General features: G+C 66.7%; 14 protein-coding genes. 4 read left to right on the top strand and 10 right to left on the bottom strand.

Annotated features, from left to right (window positions below; genetic code table 11):
- Positions 1-111: 111 nt before the first annotated feature.
- From AC1DOP_RS11350 to AC1DOP_RS11335, 4 genes are read right to left on the bottom strand one after another with little or no spacing between them, the layout of a single operon-like run.
- Positions 112-999: an ABC transporter permease gene (locus tag AC1DOP_RS11350; protein ID WP_442124547.1), complete on the bottom strand. Its 888-nt coding sequence runs from the start codon at positions 997-999 to the stop codon at positions 112-114.
- Entirely contained in the window at positions 996-1,841 is an 846-nt protein-coding gene (locus AC1DOP_RS11345; protein ID WP_477251161.1) for an ABC transporter ATP-binding protein, read from the bottom strand. Before AC1DOP_RS11345 ends, AC1DOP_RS11350 begins: the two co-directional genes overlap by 4 nt.
- 15 nt (positions 1,842-1,856) lie before the next feature.
- The gene (locus AC1DOP_RS11340; RefSeq protein ID WP_477251159.1) at positions 1,857-2,897 is read right to left on the bottom strand and encodes an ABC transporter substrate-binding protein; all 1,041 of its coding nucleotides are present in this window, start codon (positions 2,895-2,897) and stop codon (positions 1,857-1,859) included.
- A 20-nt stretch (positions 2,898-2,917) separates the two neighbouring features.
- Positions 2,918-3,805 carry a TauD/TfdA dioxygenase family protein gene (locus AC1DOP_RS11335; RefSeq protein ID WP_477251157.1) on the bottom strand — a complete coding sequence of 296 codons (888 nt, stop codon included), beginning with the start codon at positions 3,803-3,805 and terminating at the stop codon, positions 2,918-2,920.
- Positions 3,806-3,988: 183 nt separating this feature from the next.
- Between AC1DOP_RS11335 and AC1DOP_RS11330 the strand changes: the two genes are divergently transcribed.
- Positions 3,989-4,438: a DUF2231 domain-containing protein gene (locus tag AC1DOP_RS11330; protein ID WP_477251155.1), complete on the top strand. Its 450-nt coding sequence runs from the start codon at positions 3,989-3,991 to the stop codon at positions 4,436-4,438.
- Positions 4,425-5,747, top strand: coding sequence for a PQQ-dependent sugar dehydrogenase (locus AC1DOP_RS11325; RefSeq protein ID WP_442123810.1), 1,323 nt, complete (start codon positions 4,425-4,427; stop codon positions 5,745-5,747). The genes AC1DOP_RS11330 and AC1DOP_RS11325 overlap by 14 nt, the downstream gene beginning before the upstream one ends.
- Positions 5,748-5,789: 42 nt before the next feature.
- On the opposite strand, the gene AC1DOP_RS11320 is transcribed toward AC1DOP_RS11325, so the two are convergent.
- The 5 genes from AC1DOP_RS11320 to AC1DOP_RS11300 all read right to left on the bottom strand — a co-directional run bounded on the left by AC1DOP_RS11320 (position 5,790) and on the right by AC1DOP_RS11300 (position 12,955).
- Complete coding sequence (locus AC1DOP_RS11320; RefSeq protein ID WP_477251153.1) at positions 5,790-6,953, bottom strand: efflux RND transporter periplasmic adaptor subunit; 1,164 nt, start codon at positions 6,951-6,953, stop codon at positions 5,790-5,792.
- Positions 6,943-10,155 (bottom strand): efflux RND transporter permease subunit, encoded by a 3,213-nt coding sequence (locus tag AC1DOP_RS11315; RefSeq protein WP_477251513.1) that lies wholly within the window; start codon positions 10,153-10,155, stop codon positions 6,943-6,945. The genes AC1DOP_RS11320 and AC1DOP_RS11315 overlap by 11 nt, the downstream gene beginning before the upstream one ends.
- Before the next feature lie 220 nt (positions 10,156-10,375).
- Positions 10,376-11,341, bottom strand: a complete 966-nt coding sequence (locus tag AC1DOP_RS11310) for a diguanylate cyclase (RefSeq protein WP_442123812.1) — start codon at positions 11,339-11,341, stop codon at positions 10,376-10,378.
- Between the two features lie 43 nt (positions 11,342-11,384).
- Positions 11,385-12,344, bottom strand: a complete 960-nt coding sequence (locus AC1DOP_RS11305) for a chemotaxis protein (RefSeq protein WP_477251151.1) — start codon at positions 12,342-12,344, stop codon at positions 11,385-11,387.
- A gap of 125 nt (positions 12,345-12,469) precedes the next feature.
- The gene (locus AC1DOP_RS11300; RefSeq protein WP_477251149.1) at positions 12,470-12,955 is read right to left on the bottom strand and encodes a winged helix-turn-helix transcriptional regulator; all 486 of its coding nucleotides are present in this window, start codon (positions 12,953-12,955) and stop codon (positions 12,470-12,472) included.
- Between the two features lie 107 nt (positions 12,956-13,062).
- On the opposite strand from AC1DOP_RS11300, the gene AC1DOP_RS11295 reads away from it, so the two are divergent.
- Both AC1DOP_RS11295 and alr read left to right on the top strand, forming a co-directional pair.
- Positions 13,063-14,355: a D-amino acid dehydrogenase gene (locus tag AC1DOP_RS11295; RefSeq protein WP_477251147.1), complete on the top strand. Its 1,293-nt coding sequence runs from the start codon at positions 13,063-13,065 to the stop codon at positions 14,353-14,355.
- A 1-nt stretch (position 14,356) separates the two neighbouring features.
- Entirely contained in the window at positions 14,357-15,463 is a 1,107-nt protein-coding gene (gene alr / locus AC1DOP_RS11290; protein ID WP_477251145.1) for an alanine racemase, read from the top strand.
- Between the two features lie 106 nt (positions 15,464-15,569).
- Here the strand turns inward: alr and AC1DOP_RS11285 are convergent.
- Positions 15,570-16,228: IS1595 family transposase (locus AC1DOP_RS11285; RefSeq protein ID WP_477251143.1), on the bottom strand; the 659-nt coding region annotated here is incomplete at its 5' end.

Raw genomic sequence — 16,228 nt, 5'->3', positions numbered from 1 at the left:
GCGGAGGATACCTCAAGCAGGGGCCGCTTCAGGAAGAATGCAAACGGCAATTTCCTCAATTTTAACTTTTTGCCGTCACCCCGACAAGAAGATGTCTTCAAATTAACACATTCAGCCCTGCATGCCCCAGCGCCTGACCGTCAGGCGTTCCACCGCGTCGAACACGATATGCTCGAACAGCAGGCCGATCACGATCACGGTGGCGAGTCCGGCAAACACCTTGTCGGTGAACAGCTCGTTGCGGCTCTGGAAGATATACCAGCCGAGGCCGCCCTTGCCCGAGGTGGTGCCGAACACCAGCTCGGCCGCGATCAGGGTGCGCCAGGCGAAGGCCCAGCCGATCTTCAGGCCGGACAGGATGGCCGGCAGCGCCGCCGGCACCAGGATCTGGGTGACGATCCGGAGCCCGCCCAGGCCGTAGTTGCGGCCGGCCATGCGCAGGGTCTGCGGCACCGCACGGAAGCCGGCGTAGGCGTTCAGCGACAGCGGCCACATCACGGAGTGCACCAGCACGAACACCAGGCTGCCCTTGCCCAGCCCGAACCAGAGCAGGGCCAGCGGCAGCAAGGCGATCGCCGGCAGCGGGTTGAACATGGCGGTCAGGGTCTCCAGCAGGTCGCGGCCGATGCGGCTGCTCATCGCCACGGACGTCAGCAGGAAGGCACCCGCCACGCCGGCCAGGTAGCCCTGCAGCAGCACGCCCAGCGACACCCCCACGTAGCGTGGCAGCTCGCCCGACACCACGCCGTCCACGAACGCGCGCGCGGTCTGCAGGAAACCCGGCAGCAGCAGGTCGTTGCCGGCCACGTGGGCCGCCCATTCCCACAGCGCGGCCAGCAAGGCCAGCAGCACGGCCTTGCGCAGCCAGCCGGCTTGCAGCAGGGTCCGGCCCAGGCGTTCGCGGGCCGTGGCGGGCCGCGCTGCCGCCTCGAGCGGCGGCGGTGGCAGCAGCGGCAGCTCGTATTCCGGCCGCACCGGCGGTTCAACGCGGGCGTTCATGAGCGCACCGCCAGGGCCGGCACGGCCACGGTGACGTCCTCGTCGGGCCGGGACGGATCAAGGCTCTGTTCGCCGAACAGCAGGCGGTGGATGCGCTGGGCCGCGGCCTGGAATTCGGCGCTGCCGCTGCTGGCCAGGCCGAACTGGTGGCTGTCGATCTCGGCCCGCACCCGGCCCGGATGCGGCGACAGCAGCAGGATGCGGTTGCCGACCACCAGCGCTTCCTCGATCGAATGGGTGACGAACAGCATGGTGAAGCGGGCCTCTTCCCACAGCGCCTGCAGCTCTTCCTGCATGCGGCGGCGGGTGAGCGCGTCCAGCGCCGCGAAGGGTTCGTCCATCAGCAGGATGTCGGGCTGCATCGCCAGCGCGCGCGCGATCGCCACCCTCGCCTTCATCCCGCCCGACAGGGTGTGCGGATAGCTGTCGGCAAAGCGCGCCAGCCCGACCTTCCCGATCCAGTGCAGGGCGCGCGCCTCGGCCTCCTTGCGCTTCACGCCGCCGGCCAGCAAGGGGAACATCACGTTCTGCCTGACCGTCTTCCACGGCGGCAGCTGGTCGAATTCCTGGAACACGACGATACGGTCGCGCCCGGGCCCGACGATGCGCCGGCCGCGCAGCAGCAGGCCGCCGGACGTCGGCCGGACGAAGCCGGCGGCGGCCTTCAGCAGGGTCGACTTGCCGCAGCCGGAAGGCCCGAGCAGCACGAAGCGGTCGCCCTCGTGGACGTCGAAGCAGACCTCGTGGGTGGCGCGCACCCGGGCGCCGCCGGTCGTGTAGTCGATGCTGAGGTCCTGGGCCCGCAACAGGGGCGCCGGCGCCTGGAAAGGATAGATGTTCATGCTGCGCCCTCCCCTTCAGCTGCCCGACGCCAGCGCCGGATGCTCGAAGAAGTAGTCGCGCCACGACGCCGGCTGCTTCCTGATCGCGCCGGCCTGGTGCAGGAACCGGGCCAGGCCCAGGGTATTCTGCGGCGCCACCTTGAACTGGATCTGCGGATTGCCGATCACCTTCAGGAGGAAAGCGCGGTCGGTCCTGGCCTTGGTCACGCGCAGGTAGGCGTCGGCGGCCAGCTCGCGGTTGGCGGTGATCAGCTGGGCCGCCTCGTTCAGCGCATCGATGAAGGCGCGGTAGGTCTTGGGGTTCTCCTTCACCCATTTTTCGGTTGCGTAGAGCACCGTGGACGACGCCGGGCCGCCCAGCACCTCATAGGAATTCAAGACGATGTGGGCCTTCGGATTGCCGGCCAGTTCCTGTTCCTGGAAAGGTGGATTGCCGAAGTGGCTGTTCAGCTCCGTCTGGCCGGCGATCAGCGCGGCCGCCGCGTCCGGATGCGGCAGGGATTGCGTCAGGCGGTCCAGGCGCGCGAACTCCGCCGTGCCCCAGCGCTTCGCCGCCGCCATCTGCAGGAGCCGCGCCTGCACCGACACCGACACTGCCGGCAGCGCGATGCGGTCCTTGTCGCTGAAGTCGGCGATGGTCTTCACCTTCGGGTTGGTGCTGACCAGGTAGTAGGGAAAGTTGCCGAGCGAAGCGATGCCGCGCACGTTCTGGCGGCCGGCGGTGCGGTCCCAGATCGTCAGCAGCGGGCCGACGCCGGCGCCGGCCACGTCGATGGAGCCGGACAGCAGGGCATCGTTGACGGCATTCCCGCCCGACAGCTGGACATACTCGACCTTGACCGGCACGCCCTGCAGCCTGGCGTGCTTCTCGATCAGCTTCTGGTCCTCCGCCACGTTCAGCAGCAGGTAGACGAGGCCGAACTGCTGGGCGATGCGCAACTGGCCCTCGGCGCGGGCCGGGGTGGCGAGGACGGTGGACAGGGCCAGCGCGGACAGGGTCAGGCCGGCGGCGATCTTCGATACGTAGCGAAACGGGGTGCGGAATCGGGTGCGCATGGTGGTCTTTTTATGATGGTTCAGAACGGGACGTCGCCTTCGATGGTGGTGCGGTAGAGCTTGCGGCGCTGCTGGTCCGGGCAGCCGGCCGCCAGGTGCATCAGCGAGCGGTTATCCCAGAACACCATGTCCTGCGGCTGCCACTGGTGGCGGTAGATGTGCTCGGGGCGGGTGCTGCGCTCGAACAGCTCGTCCAGCAGCGCGCGGCTCTCGTCGTCCGGCAGGCCGACGATGCGGGTCGTGAAATGCTCGCTGACGAACAGCGCCTTGCGGCCGGTCTCGGGATGGGTGCGCACGACCGGATGCACAACCGGCTTGACCTCGTCGATCTGGGCCTGGGTCAGGTTCGGGCGCCAGGGATTGCGCTTCTGCAGGTCGGCATAGCGATTCAGGTAGCTGTGCTCGGCCTTCAGATCCGCGACGGCGCGCTGCAGGTGCCCGGGCAGCCGCTCCCAGGCCGTGTGCTGGTTGGCGAACAGGGTATCGCCACCCACGAGCGGCAGTTCCTGGGCGTGCAGCATCGAGCCGAGGCTCGGCTTTTCCTTGTACGACAGGTCGGAATGCCAGATGTGGCCGGCATCACCAAGGCCGATCGGCTGGCCGTTCTCGCGGATGTTCGAGACGATCAGGACTTCGGGATCCGACGGCAGCTGGAACTGGCGCAGCACGTGGATCTGCAGCGGACCGAAACGGCGGCTGAAGGCCACCTGCTGGCCGGGCGTGATGTGCTGGTGGCGGAACACCAGCACATGGTGCTCGAGGTGGGCGCGGTGCAGGCGCGCGAAGTCCTCGTTCGACAGGGGCCGGGACAGGTCGAGGCCGAGCACCTCGGCCCCCAGCGGGGCGTCGAAGGCCTTGATGACGAAATGCTGGCGGGTGTCGGAAACTTCTTTGAGGACGGCGGACATGGGCGCTTTCGGATGAGTCGGGATGCGTCCAGCTTATGCCCGCATGATTGCATCGACAACGAAGCTTTTCGAGGAAGCTCATGCAAATTTTGCTGCGCCGCCAGTGCTCCAGTCATGCGACGTGCTGTTCCATATCCATGCTAGTCTCACAACACATTTGTTCACATACAGAGAGGCATCAACATGAAAACGGAAACACACACATCCCGATTCAGCATCACATCGGCGATATTCGACGTACTCGACCCGATACCCTTCGGTTTCTTCGTGGGCGCGCTCATCTTCGACATCCTTTATTCGAATACCTACACCGTGCTGTGGGTGAAAGCCGCGGCCTGGCTCATCAGCATCGGCCTGGTGTTCGCCATCATTCCCCAGCTCATCAATCTCGGCCGCACCTGGTTCGGCAAGCGCCGCATCCGTACGCCTAACCTGGCCATCAATTTCTGGCTCCAGGTGGTCGCGATCGTCGCCGCCCTGTTCAATGCCTTCGTGCACAGCCGCGACGCCTATGCCACGATGCCGGCCGGCGTCTGGCTGTCCGTGCTGACGGTGCTTGCGATGGTGATTGGCCGGATCGTGCTGGCCGCCGACTACGTCGTCTACAAGGAGGTCAGCCATGGACAAGCATAAACACGCACGGCGGCTGAGCCTGGGCATGGCGGCCGTGATGACGCTGGCGCTGAGCGCCTGCGGCGAGAAGGCCCAGCTGAACATCTCCCAGCAGGTGGGCGGCAATCCGTCCATGCCCAAACCCCAGGACTTCCTGGTGCCGCCGATGCAGGTGCCCGACGGCGTCGGCTGGAAGGGCGATGCCAAGCCGCAAGTTATCGCCGGCCTGCAAATCGAGAAGATCGCCTCCGGCCTGCTGCACCCGCGCCAGCTGCTGGTGCTGCCGAACCACGACGTGCTGGTGGTGGAAGCCAACGGTCCGGGCGAGGAGGCGGTGACCACGCCGAAACAGGTTATTGCCGGCAAGGTCAAGAACAAATCCGGCAAGGGCGGCAAGGGCGGCAACCGCATCACCCTGCTGCGCAGGAAACCCGGCGGCAGCGGCGAGTGGGACAAATACGTCTATATCGAAAAGCTGCACTCGCCCTTCGGCATCCAGCTGGTCGGTGACACCCTGTATGTCGCCAACACCGGCAACATCATGAAGTACCGCTACACCCCGGGCGAAACGAAGATGTCCGACCCTGGCGTCGAACTCGGCGACCTGCCCAGCACCGTCAATCACCACTGGACCAAGGCGCTGCTGGCCAGCCCCGATGGCAAGCACCTCTACGTCGGCAGTGGTTCCAACAGCAACATCACGGAAAACGGCCTGGAAGTCGAATACCGGCGCGCCGCCGTGCTGGAAGTCGACGCCGCGACCGGCGCCAGCCGCGTCTACGCTTCGGGCATCCGCAATCCGACGGGCCTGGGCTGGGAGCCGCAGACCGGCAAGCTCTGGGCCATCGCGAACGAGCGCGACGAAATCGGTGCCGACCTGGTGCCGGACTACCTGACCTCGGTGCAGGAAAAGGGCTTCTATGGCTGGCCCTACAGCTACTACGGCCAGCACGTGGACCGCCGCGTCCAGCCACAGCGCCCGGACCTGGTCGCGAAAGCCATCAAGCCGGACTATGCGCTGGGTTCCCACGTCGCGGCGCTGGGTCTGTGGTTCTACACGGGGAATATGTTCCCGCAATACAAGGGCGGCGCCTTCGTCGCCGAGCATGGCAGCTGGGATCGCACGCCGCTGAGCGGCTACCAGGTCATCTTCGTGCCCTTCACGAACGGCATGCCCAGCGGACCGGCCCAGTCGATCGTGACCGGCTTCCACTCGGCCGACGAGAAGCAGCTGTTCGGCGCGCCGGTCGGCATGGCGCAGGATGCGGACGGTGCCCTGCTGATCGCGGACGACGTGGGTAACGTGGTCTGGCGCGTCACCAGGCGCTGACAAACCTGACGTGGGCACGGGGTGCCCACGGCGGTTCCCGAGTCAGCCCGCTTTGCGCGGCTGGGCCGCGGCGGCCACCTTCACCTGGTCGCCATCCGCCAGCCCGTCCGGCGGGCTGTCGATGATGCGGTCGGCCTTGCTCACGCCATCGCCCAGCTGGATCACATTGCCGTAATCGCGCGCGATCGTCACCTTCCGGATGCGTACGCGGTTGCCGGCATCCAGCACCGCGACCTGGGCGCCGTGGCGGCCCATGATCAGCGCTCCCGGCGGAATCGCCACTGCGTCGTCGGCCATTGCGGCCTGGTCGAAGCGCACGGTGGCGAAGGCGCCCGGCAGCAGCTCTCCCTTCGGATTCTCGACCGCAAGCTGGACCAGCATGGTGCCGGAGCCGGCATTGATGGCCTGGGCCAGCGACTCCACCCTGGCCTGGTAGCTGCTGCCCGGACGTTCCGGCACGCTCACGCGCGCGATGCTGCCGGGGTGGATCGCGGCCAGCTGGCGCTGCGGCACCTGCACGTACACACGCAGGCGGTGCAGGTCGGACACCACGAACAGCTCGCTGCCGGCGCTGGCGGTGGCGCCGGCATTCACCAGGGCGCCGACGTCGGTATTGCGGGCCGTGACCATGCCGTCGAAAGGCGCCACCAGCCGGGTGTAGCGCTTGAGCGCCTGCTGGCGGTCGACGCTGGCCTGCAGCGCCTGCACATTCGACTGCTTGGAGATGAAGTCGCCCTGCTTTTCGTCGGCTTCCTGTTTGGAGACGGCGTTCTGCGCCACCAGCGACTGCCAGCGCCTGGCCGTGCTCTCGGCCAGCGCCAGGTTGCTGCGCGCCACCGCCAGCTGGGCCTGGGCCTGGCGCAGGTCCTGGTCGAGGTCCGGGGTCTCGATCGTCGCCAGCACCTGGCCGGCCTTGACCGGCGCGCCGATGTCGACGTTCCAGTGCGCCAGGTAGCCGGACACGCGGGCATAGATCGGCGCCCGCGACCAGGCTTCGATGCGGGCCGGCAGCTCCATCGGACTGCCGGCGACGTCCTTCATCGACACCAGGCTCACGGTCGGCACCGACTGCTCCGCGGCGGACTCCTTGAGCTGCTCGGCCTGGGAGTGACGGGTGGCGAGGCCGCCGATCACCACCGCGGCGGCGACGGCCAGCGCGAGGGTGCCGACGACCAGCGGCCGCCTGGAAGAAGATTTAGCTTGCATGGGCAGGAACTCCGGATTGGGGTGGCAGGCTGGAATCCGCCGCGCGGCGCTGCGCGCGGCCGTGGACCAGGCTGAAAACGACGGGGACAAAGACCAGGGTGGCGATGGTCGAGAACACCAGGCCGCCGATCACGGCGCGGCCCAGTGGCGCATTCTGTTCGCCGCCCTCGCCCAGTCCCAGGGCCATCGGCAGCATGCCGATCACCATGGCCAGGGCGGTCATCAGGACCGGGCGAAAGCGCACGAAGCCGGCTTCGAGCGCGGCCGCGGCGGCGTCGCCCGATTCATCCAGTCTCTCGCGCGCGAAGCTGATCACCAGCACGCTGTTGGCGGTGGCCACGCCCATGCACATGATGGCGCCCGTCAGCGCGGGCACCGACAGGGTGGTATGGGTGGCGAACAGCATCCACACGATGCCGGCCAGCGCCGCCGGCAGCGCCGAGACGATCACCGCCGGGTCGAGCCAGGACTGGAAGTTGACGACGATGAGCAGGTAGATCAGGCCGACTGCGCCCAGAAGACCAAACAGCAGACCCGAGAACGCGCGCTCCATGGTGCGCACCTGGCCCAGCATCTCGACCGTGGCGCCCTTCGGCACATCGGCCCTGGTTTCTTCGAGCACCTTGCGGATGTCGGCGGCGACGGCGCCGAGGTCGCGGTCCTGGGTAGTGGCGTGGATCTGCACCATCGGCGCGACGTCGTACTGGCTCACCAGCGCATTGCCGTTGCCGCGTTCGAAGCGCGCGATCCCGCCGAGGGTGGCGGCATTCGCGTTCGAGCCGTTGCCGACCGGGAGATTGGCCAGCGCGGACAGCGAGTCCAGCTCGACCTCGGGCGTCTGCATCACGATCGGATAGGTCACGCCGGTGGCCGGGTTCAGCCAGTAGGTGGGCGATACCTGGCTGGAGCCGGCCAGGTTGATCACCATACTGTTGGTGACGTCGCGCGTGGTCAGGCCGAGCAGCTGGGCCTGAGTGCGGTCGACTTCGACATTGAACATCGGCGAGCGGTTCGACTGCTGGATGCGGGCATCGGCCACGCCGGGGATCGCGCGGATGCGCTTCAGCAGCTGGTTGGCATAGCCGAAGTCGGCGTCCAGGTTACGGCCGCGCACCTGCACGTCGATCGGCGCCGGCGAGCCGAAGTTCAGGATCTGGCTGACGATGTCGGCCGGCGGGAAGGAGAAGGTGGTGTCCGGGAATTCGCGCGGCAGCACCTCGCGCAGCTTGCGCACGTAGTCCGCGGTCGGGGCATGGTCCTCGCCCAGCGCGATCTGGAAGTCGCCGTCCTGGGTGCCGATCGTGCCGGTGTTGTTGTAGGTGAGGTTGATGCTCGACGAGGGCTTGCCGATATTGTCGACCATCGTCACGATTTCCCTGGCCGGGATGACCTTGCGGATCGCCTCTTCGATCTTCGCAAAGCGCTTGGCGGTCTCCTCGACCCGCGTGCCGATCGGCGCGCGCGCATGGATCAGCACCTGGCCGGAATCGACGGCGGGGAAGAAGTTACTGCCCAGGAAAGGCACCAGCAGGAAGGACAGCGCCACCACGGCGATGAAGCCGATCAGGAAGGGCCGGCGATGCCGGATCGAGTGCTGCAGGATGCCTTTGTAGCGGTGGCGCAGGCCTTCGAAGCGCGCCTCGAAGCCGCGCTGGAACCGTTGGAAGGCATTGGTCGGCTTGTGCGCGTGCTCTTCGCGTGGGTCATGGGCGCGCAGCAGCCAGTTGGCCATGGTCGGCACCAGGGTGCGCGACAGGATGAAGGAGCACACAAGTGCGAAGATCACCGCCTTCGCCATCGGCACGAACAGGAAGCGCGCCACGCCTTCGAGGAAGAACATCGGGATGAACACGATGCAGATGCACAGCAGCGACACCAGTGCCGGCGCCACGATCTGCTGGGCGCCGTCCATGATCGCCGGTTCGACCGCCTTGCCCTGCTCCAGGTGCCAGTTGATGTTCTCGATGGTGACGGTGGCGTCGTCGACCAGGATGCCGACCGCCAGCGCCAGCCCGCCGAGCGTCATCAGGTTGAGCGTTTCGCCGGTCGCCGCCAGGGCGATGATGGAACCCAGGATCGACAGCGGGATCGAGACCGCGATGATCACGGTCGAGCGCCAGCTGCCCAGGAACAGCAGGATCATGATGCTGGTGAGGGCGGCGGCAATCGCGCCTTCGAGCGCCACGCCCTTGATCGCGGCGCGCACGAACACCGACTGGTCGTTGATCGGCACCACCTTGAGGGCGTCCGGCAGGCTGGCCTTGAGCTGGTCCAGCTTGGCGCGCACGCCGTCGACGATGGCCAGGGTGGAGGCGGAGCCGTTTTTCAGGATCGACATCAGCACCGAGCGGCCGCCGTCGACGTGCACGATATTCGTCTGCGGCGCATTGCCGTCGTGGACGTCGGCGACGTCGCCCAGGTAGATGGTGGCGGCCGGCATCCCGGCGCCGTACACGACCTTCACCGGCAGGCGCGCCAGGTCCTCGATCGCCGACGGCGCGTTGTTCAGCTGGATCGTGTATTCGAGCGCGTCGATCTTCTGGCTGCCGACCGGCGTCAGCACGTTCTGCGCCGCCAGCGCGTTGGCGATGTCCTGGGCCGACAGGCCGCGCGCCTGCAGCGCTTCGGGCTTGACGTCCACCTGTACCTGGCGCTGCTTGCCGCCGTAGGGCAGCGGGATCGCGGCGCCCGGCACCGTCACCAGCGGGGTGCGGATCGTGTTCAGGCCGAGGTCGAACAGCTGCTGCTCCGACAGCCCCTTGCCGGACAGCGCCAGCTGCAGGATCGGCACCGTGGCCGCGTTGTAGTTGAGGATCAGCGGCGGCGTGATCCCGGCCGGCATCTGGCGCGAGGCCGACTGCGAGATCGCCGTCACCTGGGCGTTGGCGACCGCGATGTCGACGCCGGGCTGGAAGAAGATCTTGACGACGCTGATGCCGGAATAGGTATTCGCCTCGATGTGCTCGATGTCGTTGACGGTGGTCGTCAACGAGCGCTGGAACAGGGTCGATACCCGCCCCGCCATCTGGTCGGGCGGCAGGCCGGTGTACTGCCAGGCCACCGCGATCACCGGCATCTTGATGTCGGGGAAGATGTCGGTGGGCGTGCGCACCGCGGCCAGCGGGCCGATGATGAGCAGGGTGAGCGCCAGCACGACGAAGGTATAAGGCCGTCGAAGCGCGACGCGGACAAGACCAAGCAGCATGGAATACTCCGGGCAAGGGCCTACTGCCAGCAATCTGCCGTCATCGTCCTGTAATGACAGCGCATCTGCAGCAAAGCCGGGATACAAACCCAGTAATATGCGCCAAAACCGCCACGCTGGCTAGGGCGATGGCCCGCAAACCGGCATGAATTTCTTGCATCAATACGCGCCGGCGCCGCGGCGTCAATACGAAACCGCCGTCACACCCGTATGTGCGTCAAGCTTCGCCGTCGAGCACCACGCGGTCGCGGCCGCCGCGCTTGGCCGCGTACAGGGCCTTGTCGGCGGCCTCGATCAGCGCCTTCGCATCGTCCAGTCGCCCCTGCTCCATGCTGGCCACGCCGATGCTGAGCGTGACATAGGGACGCACGGCGCCGGGTGCATGCTGGAGGTTCAGCGAGGCGACGTATGCGCGGATGTTCTCGGCCAGCTGGCGCGCCTGGGCGGCATCGGTGTCCGGCAGGATGGCCGCGAACTCCTCGCCGCCGTAGCGCGCGGCGACGTCGGCCGGACGCTTCAGCTTTGCCGCCAGCGCCTGCGCCACCGCCGCCAGGCAGGTATCGCCGGCCTGGTGGCCGAAGTGGTCGTTGTAGGCCTTGAAGGAATCGATGTCGGTCAGCAGCAGGGACAGCGAGCCTTTGATGCGCTGGGCGCGCCGCAGCTCGCGGTCGAGGGCGACGTCGAAATAACGGCGGTTGGCGATGCCGGTCAGGCCGTCGACATAGGAACGGGCGCGCAGCGATTCGGCGTGGTCGAGCAGGCGGCGCTCGCGCTCGACGGTCCCACTGACGTCGCGGATCTCGACCAGGCAGAAGGTCTCGCCCTCCTCGCGGAACGGCGACACCGATACCGCCTGCTCGATCAAGGGGCCGTCGAAACTGCCCGCGGCGCGCAAGGGAAAGGGGCTGCGGTTATCGAGCTGCGGGATCGCGGTGGCGGTATCGTCGGCCAGCGCGGCCAGCACCGCCGCCTCCACCCTCGAGCCGCGCAGCTCGGGAAAGACCTCGAACAGCGTGCGTCCCATGACGCGGGCGGCGGCGCGGCCGCAGCGCGGCGTCAGCCAGCTGTTCCAGAGCACGATGCGCTGGCCGGCGTCGAGCACGATGACGCCGCCGTTGACGAGATTGAGGACGCGCGCGGCCAGCAAGGCGGGTGCGTCGGCTTCTGGCTTGGTAGTGATCACTTGGCAGTTCGGAAACAAATCGACTGCCGGATCATACCGGAACTCAGGGGCGCAGAATAGCGCGCAAGGTCCGCGACAGGTCTTCGGCCGAAAACTTCGCCACGTAGGCGTCGGCGCCGACCTTTTTCACGTGCTCCTCGTTGGTGGTGCCCGACAGCGAAGAGTGGATCACCACCGGCAGGCTCGAGAAGCGCTGGCTGCTCTTGATGCGGCGGGTCAGCGTGAAGCCGTCCATCTCCGGCATCTCGAGGTCGGTCAGCACCGCGGCCACCTTGTCGTAGACGCTCTTGCCTTCCGCTTCGGCCGAGGCGGCGATCGCGTTCAGCTGCTCCCAGCACTCCTTGCCGCTCTTGGTCATCACGAAAGGCAGGCCCATCGCGTCCAGGCCCTGCTCGATCAGGGCGCGCGCGACCACGGAATCGTCGGCGGCCAGCACCACGGCGCCCGGCTTCACGACGATCTTGTCGCCGACCGCCTGCTGGACCTGGCGGTCGTCGGTCGGCGGGTTCAGGTCGCGCAGGATGGTCTCGACGTCCAGCACCTGGGCCAGGCGGGCCGGCTGGCCGTCCTGCGGCTCGAGGCGGGCGATGCTGGTCACCATGCCGCTGCCGGCGCTGTGCTCGGACGACATCACCTGGCTCCAGTCCAGGCGCACGATCTCTTCCACGCTCTCGACGGCGAAGGCCTGGGTGGTGCGCGCGAATTCCGTCACCAGCATGATGTTCAGGCCGGTGACCGGCTTGACCCCGGCGATGCCCGGCAGGTCCAGCACCTGGATGATCTGGCCGCGCAGGTTGACCACGCCGAGCACGTGCCTGGGCGCGCCGGCGATGGCGGTGATCTCCGGCATCGCGACGATCTCGCGGATCTTGAATACATTGATGCCGAACAGCTCGCTATGCGCACCGTTCTCGTCGCCGCCGAGGCGGAAGAGCAAAAGCTCGAATTTATTGGTGCCGGTAAGGTTGCTGCGCTCGTCGACTTCCTGCTGAACCGATTTCATGTCCCATCCTGAAAAGTTATGATTCTCCTGGGAAATGATTTTAGTGAGGAACGGGAGCGCTGTGTCAGTACGAGGCTAAGTCTTGCTCAGTTTCATCATTTTGTGTTCCAAAAAACCACGGAACCTCAGGCGCCAATCGACAGCGCCAAGGTTTCTTTCACTTCCTCCATCACCACATAAGACTTCGACTGCGCCGAATCCGCCAGATGCAGGATCTCCCCCAGCAGCCGGCGGTACTCCGACATCTCCGGAATCCGCGCCTTGATCAGGTAATCGAAGTCGCCCGACACCAGATGGCATTCCATCACTTCCGGAATGCCCAGCATCGCCCGCCGGAAGCGTTCGAAGGCTTTTTCCGACTTCTGCAGCAGGGTGATCTCGACGAACACCAGGATCTGCAAGCCCATCGCCTGCGGATTGACCCGCGCGTAATAGCCGGCGATGACGCCGTCGCGCTCCATCTTCTTGACGCGTTCGATGCAGGGCGTCAGCGACAGCCCGACCCGCTCGGCCAGGTCCTTCATCACGATCCGCCCGTCGCTTTGCAGGATGGAAAGGATGTGGAGGTCGATCTTGTCGAGGACCCGGCTCGACTCCTTCTGAACGCGCATGAAGATTCACCAAATCTGGATTTAAATATAGAAACAATTATGGCTATATCACATATAAGATAGCAAGATCTTCTGCAACATCCAAATCAATTTTTTCTGAGAACACTATGCGAGTAATCGTGCTGGGAAGCGGTGTGGTCGGCGTCACGACTGCGTATTATCTGGCGAAGAGCGGCCACGACGTGACCGTGATCGACCGACAACCGGGGGCGGCGCTGGAAACCAGCTTCGCCAATGCCGGCCAGATCTCGCCCGGCTACGCTTCGCCCTGGGCCGCGCCCGGCATTCCGCTGAAGGCCTTCAAGTGGCTGTTCCAGCGCCACGCGCCGCTGGCGATCCGCCCGGACGGCTCGCTGTTCCAGTTGCAGTGGATGTGGGAGATGTACAAGAACTGCGACGCCGACCGCTATGCCGTCAACAAGGAGCGCATGGTGCGCCTGGCCGAGTACAGCCGCGACTGCATCCGCACACTGCGCAACGAGATCGGCATCGACTACGAAGGCCGCCAGCAGGGGACCCTGCAGCTGTTCCGCACCCAGGCCCAGTTCGACGGCGCCGCCAAGGACATCGACGTGCTGCGCCAGGCCGGCGTGCCCTTCGAGGTGCTGGACCGCGAGCAGCTGTCGAAGGCCGAGCCGGCCCTGGACAAGGTACGCGACAAGCTGGTCGGCGGCCTGCGCCTGCCGAACGACGAAACCGGCGACTGCCAGATGTTCACCACCGGGCTGGCCGCCCTCGCCGCGGAGATCGGCGTGCGCTTCGAATACGGCGTCGACATCCGGGCGATCGAGTCTCAGGGCGACCAGATCACCGCCGTGCGCACCGATAAAGGCAGCTTCACCGCCGACCGCTACATCGTCGCCCTGGGCAGCTATTCGCGCCTGCTGCTCAAGCAGTTCTTCCGGGTCCCGGTGTATCCGCTGAAGGGCTACTCGCTCACGGTGCCGATCACCGACGCCGCCCAGGCGCCGGTATCGACCATCCTCGACGAGACCTACAAGATCGCCATCACTCGCTTTGAGAACCGGATCCGCGTGGGCGGCATGGCTGAAATCGCCGGCTACAGCAGGCAGCTCAACCCGGCCCGCCGCGAAACCCTGGAGATGGTCGTGAGCGACCTGTTCCCGGGCGGCGGCGACGTCTCCAAGGCCAGCTTCTGGACCGGCCTGCGTCCGATGACGCCGGATTCGACCCCGATCGTCGGCGCCACCCCGCTGCGCAACCTGTTCCTGAACACCGGCCACGGCACCCTGGGCTGGACCATGGCCTGCGGCTCGGCCAGCGTGATCGCCGACCTGGTCAGCGGCAAGGTCCCGGCCATCCATACGGACGACCTGGCGATCTTCCGCTACGCCGGTTCGCGCCAGGCGGACGCCCGTACCGAATTCGCGAAGGCCTGAGATGGTCGCCAGCGTAGATACCGCCCGTGCCGGGGCGGTGCTGACGGTCGACCTGGCAGCGGTGCGCGCCAACTGGCGCCTGCTGCAGGCGACCGTCGGCAAGGCCGCTTGCGCGGCCGTGATGAAAGCCGATGCCTACGGCCTCGGCATGGACATGGTGGCGCCGGCCCTGGCCGACGAAGGCTGCCGCGTGTTCTTCACCGCCCACCTCGAGGAAGGCATGCGCCTGCGCCCGCTGGTGCCGGCCGACAGCACGATCTACGTGCTGCACGGACCGCCGCCCGGCGCCACCGCCGAATTCGTCGGGTACGGCCTGATCCCGGTGCTGAACGATCCGGCCCAGATCGCCGACTGGCGCGCCGCCTGCCGCAGGCACCAGCAGCGCCTGCCGGCCGCGCTGCAGTTCGATACCGGCATGTCGCGGATGGGGTTGGCCCCGGTGGACGTCGACAGGCTGCTGGCCGACCCGGTCTGGAAGGACGAGTTCAAGCTGATGCTGGCGATGAGCCACCTGGCCTGCGCCGACGACGCCGAACATCCCATGAACCGCGCCCAGCGCGAACGCTTCGCCGTCCTGCGCGCCCGCTTCCCGGGCATTCCGGGCAGCCTGGCGAATTCCTCGGCCGTGTTCCTGGGACCGGACTACCACCACGACCTGGCGCGTCCGGGCGCGGCCCTGTACGGCATCAACCCGCATCCGGGCAAGGACAATCCCTTGCGCCAGGCAGTCGGGCTGCGCGCCCGCATCCTGCAGTCGCGCATGGTGCAGGCCGGCGACGCGGTCGGCTACGGCGCGCGCTACGTCGCCGACGGCCCGCGCCGCATCGCCACCATCGGGATCGGCTACGCGGACGGCTGGCTGCGCTTCCTGTCGGGGCGCGGGCACGCCTACGTCGATGGCCTGTCCGTTCCCATTGCAGGCACCGTGTCGATGGACAGCATCACGCTGGATGTGACCGGGATTCCGGAAGCGCGCGTTGCGCCCGGCTGCGAGGTCGATCTGCTGTGTGCGCAACAGACGGTCGACGATGTGGCGCGTGAGGCGGGGACGATCGGGTATGAGGTGTTGACGCGGCTGGGTTCGCGTTTTCATCGGGAATACCGGTAACCCGTCGTCCCCGCGGAGGCGGGGATCCATACGCCGCGTGATCAGTGCCTCAGCATGGATTCCCGCTTTCGCGGGAATGACGGCTTAAAACAAGGCGCTGTTCGCGCTAAGTGTTGAATCTGCCCAGCGCCGCTCTCAAAAAGGCGTCTGGGCTGGCAATACGCTGCCCATCCAGCGCCCAGCGCCAGCCGAAGTAGTGGTCCAGGTAACGGCTGGCGACGCCGCGGAAAGGCAGCAGCCAGGCGCGCATCCGGCTGTGATAGGCGTTCACGTTCTGGATGTGCAGCGCACCGCGCTTTCTTTCGCCGGCGCTCGCGTTGATGGCTTCATGCGAAATCCCGACCTCCCGCGCGAATGCCGGGTAGGCCGCATGGCTATCGGTCACCAGCAGCACGTCGCGCGCCAGGCGCGGTCCCAGGTGTTGCAACAGTTGCCGCTTGCTCACGCTGCCCTTGCCGGTCACGGCGTCGATGGTCTGGCCGCTGCGATCGCGCGCCACCAGGATGCACACTTGTTCACTAGAGATCCCGCGCTTTGTCGCCTTGCCGCCGCGCTTTCGTGGCGGACGATCGAGATGTCTGGACCCCTTGTGCGATTCGAGCACATACATCTCATCGGCTTCGGCGATGTCGCTCAGCCGCTGCGGGCGGTCATCCTTGCTCAAGGCCAGGAAACGGTGGCGCCATCGAAAGCTGGTCGCACTGGCCACGCCGATCTCGCGCGCCGAGCGGCGCACGCTGCGGGAGTCGAGCATGCAGCCGAGGT

The organism is Massilia sp. 01N410 (genome assembly GCF_056399665.1).
Note: the sequence above shows the minus strand (reverse complement) of the source record. Positions and strands in the feature narration are given on the sequence as shown.

Coding starts and splice junctions, on each gene's coding strand:
- AC1DOP_RS11350 (WP_442124547.1), bottom strand. CDS start 999: ATGAACGCCCGCGTTGAACCGCCGGTGCGGCCGGAATACGAGCTGCCG.
- AC1DOP_RS11340 (WP_477251159.1), bottom strand. CDS start 2,897: ATGCGCACCCGATTCCGCACCCCGTTTCGCTACGTATCGAAGATCGCC.
- AC1DOP_RS11335 (WP_477251157.1), bottom strand. CDS start 3,805: ATGTCCGCCGTCCTCAAAGAAGTTTCCGACACCCGCCAGCATTTCGTC.
- AC1DOP_RS11325 (WP_442123810.1), top strand. CDS start 4,425: ATGGACAAGCATAAACACGCACGGCGGCTGAGCCTGGGCATGGCGGCC.
- AC1DOP_RS11300 (WP_477251149.1), bottom strand. CDS start 12,955: ATGCGCGTTCAGAAGGAGTCGAGCCGGGTCCTCGACAAGATCGACCTC.
- AC1DOP_RS11330 (WP_477251155.1), top strand. CDS start 3,989: ATGAAAACGGAAACACACACATCCCGATTCAGCATCACATCGGCGATA.
- AC1DOP_RS11295 (WP_477251147.1), top strand. CDS start 13,063: ATGCGAGTAATCGTGCTGGGAAGCGGTGTGGTCGGCGTCACGACTGCG.
- alr (WP_477251145.1), top strand. CDS start 14,357: ATGGTCGCCAGCGTAGATACCGCCCGTGCCGGGGCGGTGCTGACGGTC.
- AC1DOP_RS11345 (WP_477251161.1), bottom strand. CDS start 1,841: ATGAACATCTATCCTTTCCAGGCGCCGGCGCCCCTGTTGCGGGCCCAG.
- AC1DOP_RS11305 (WP_477251151.1), bottom strand. CDS start 12,344: ATGAAATCGGTTCAGCAGGAAGTCGACGAGCGCAGCAACCTTACCGGC.
- AC1DOP_RS11320 (WP_477251153.1), bottom strand. CDS start 6,953: ATGCAAGCTAAATCTTCTTCCAGGCGGCCGCTGGTCGTCGGCACCCTC.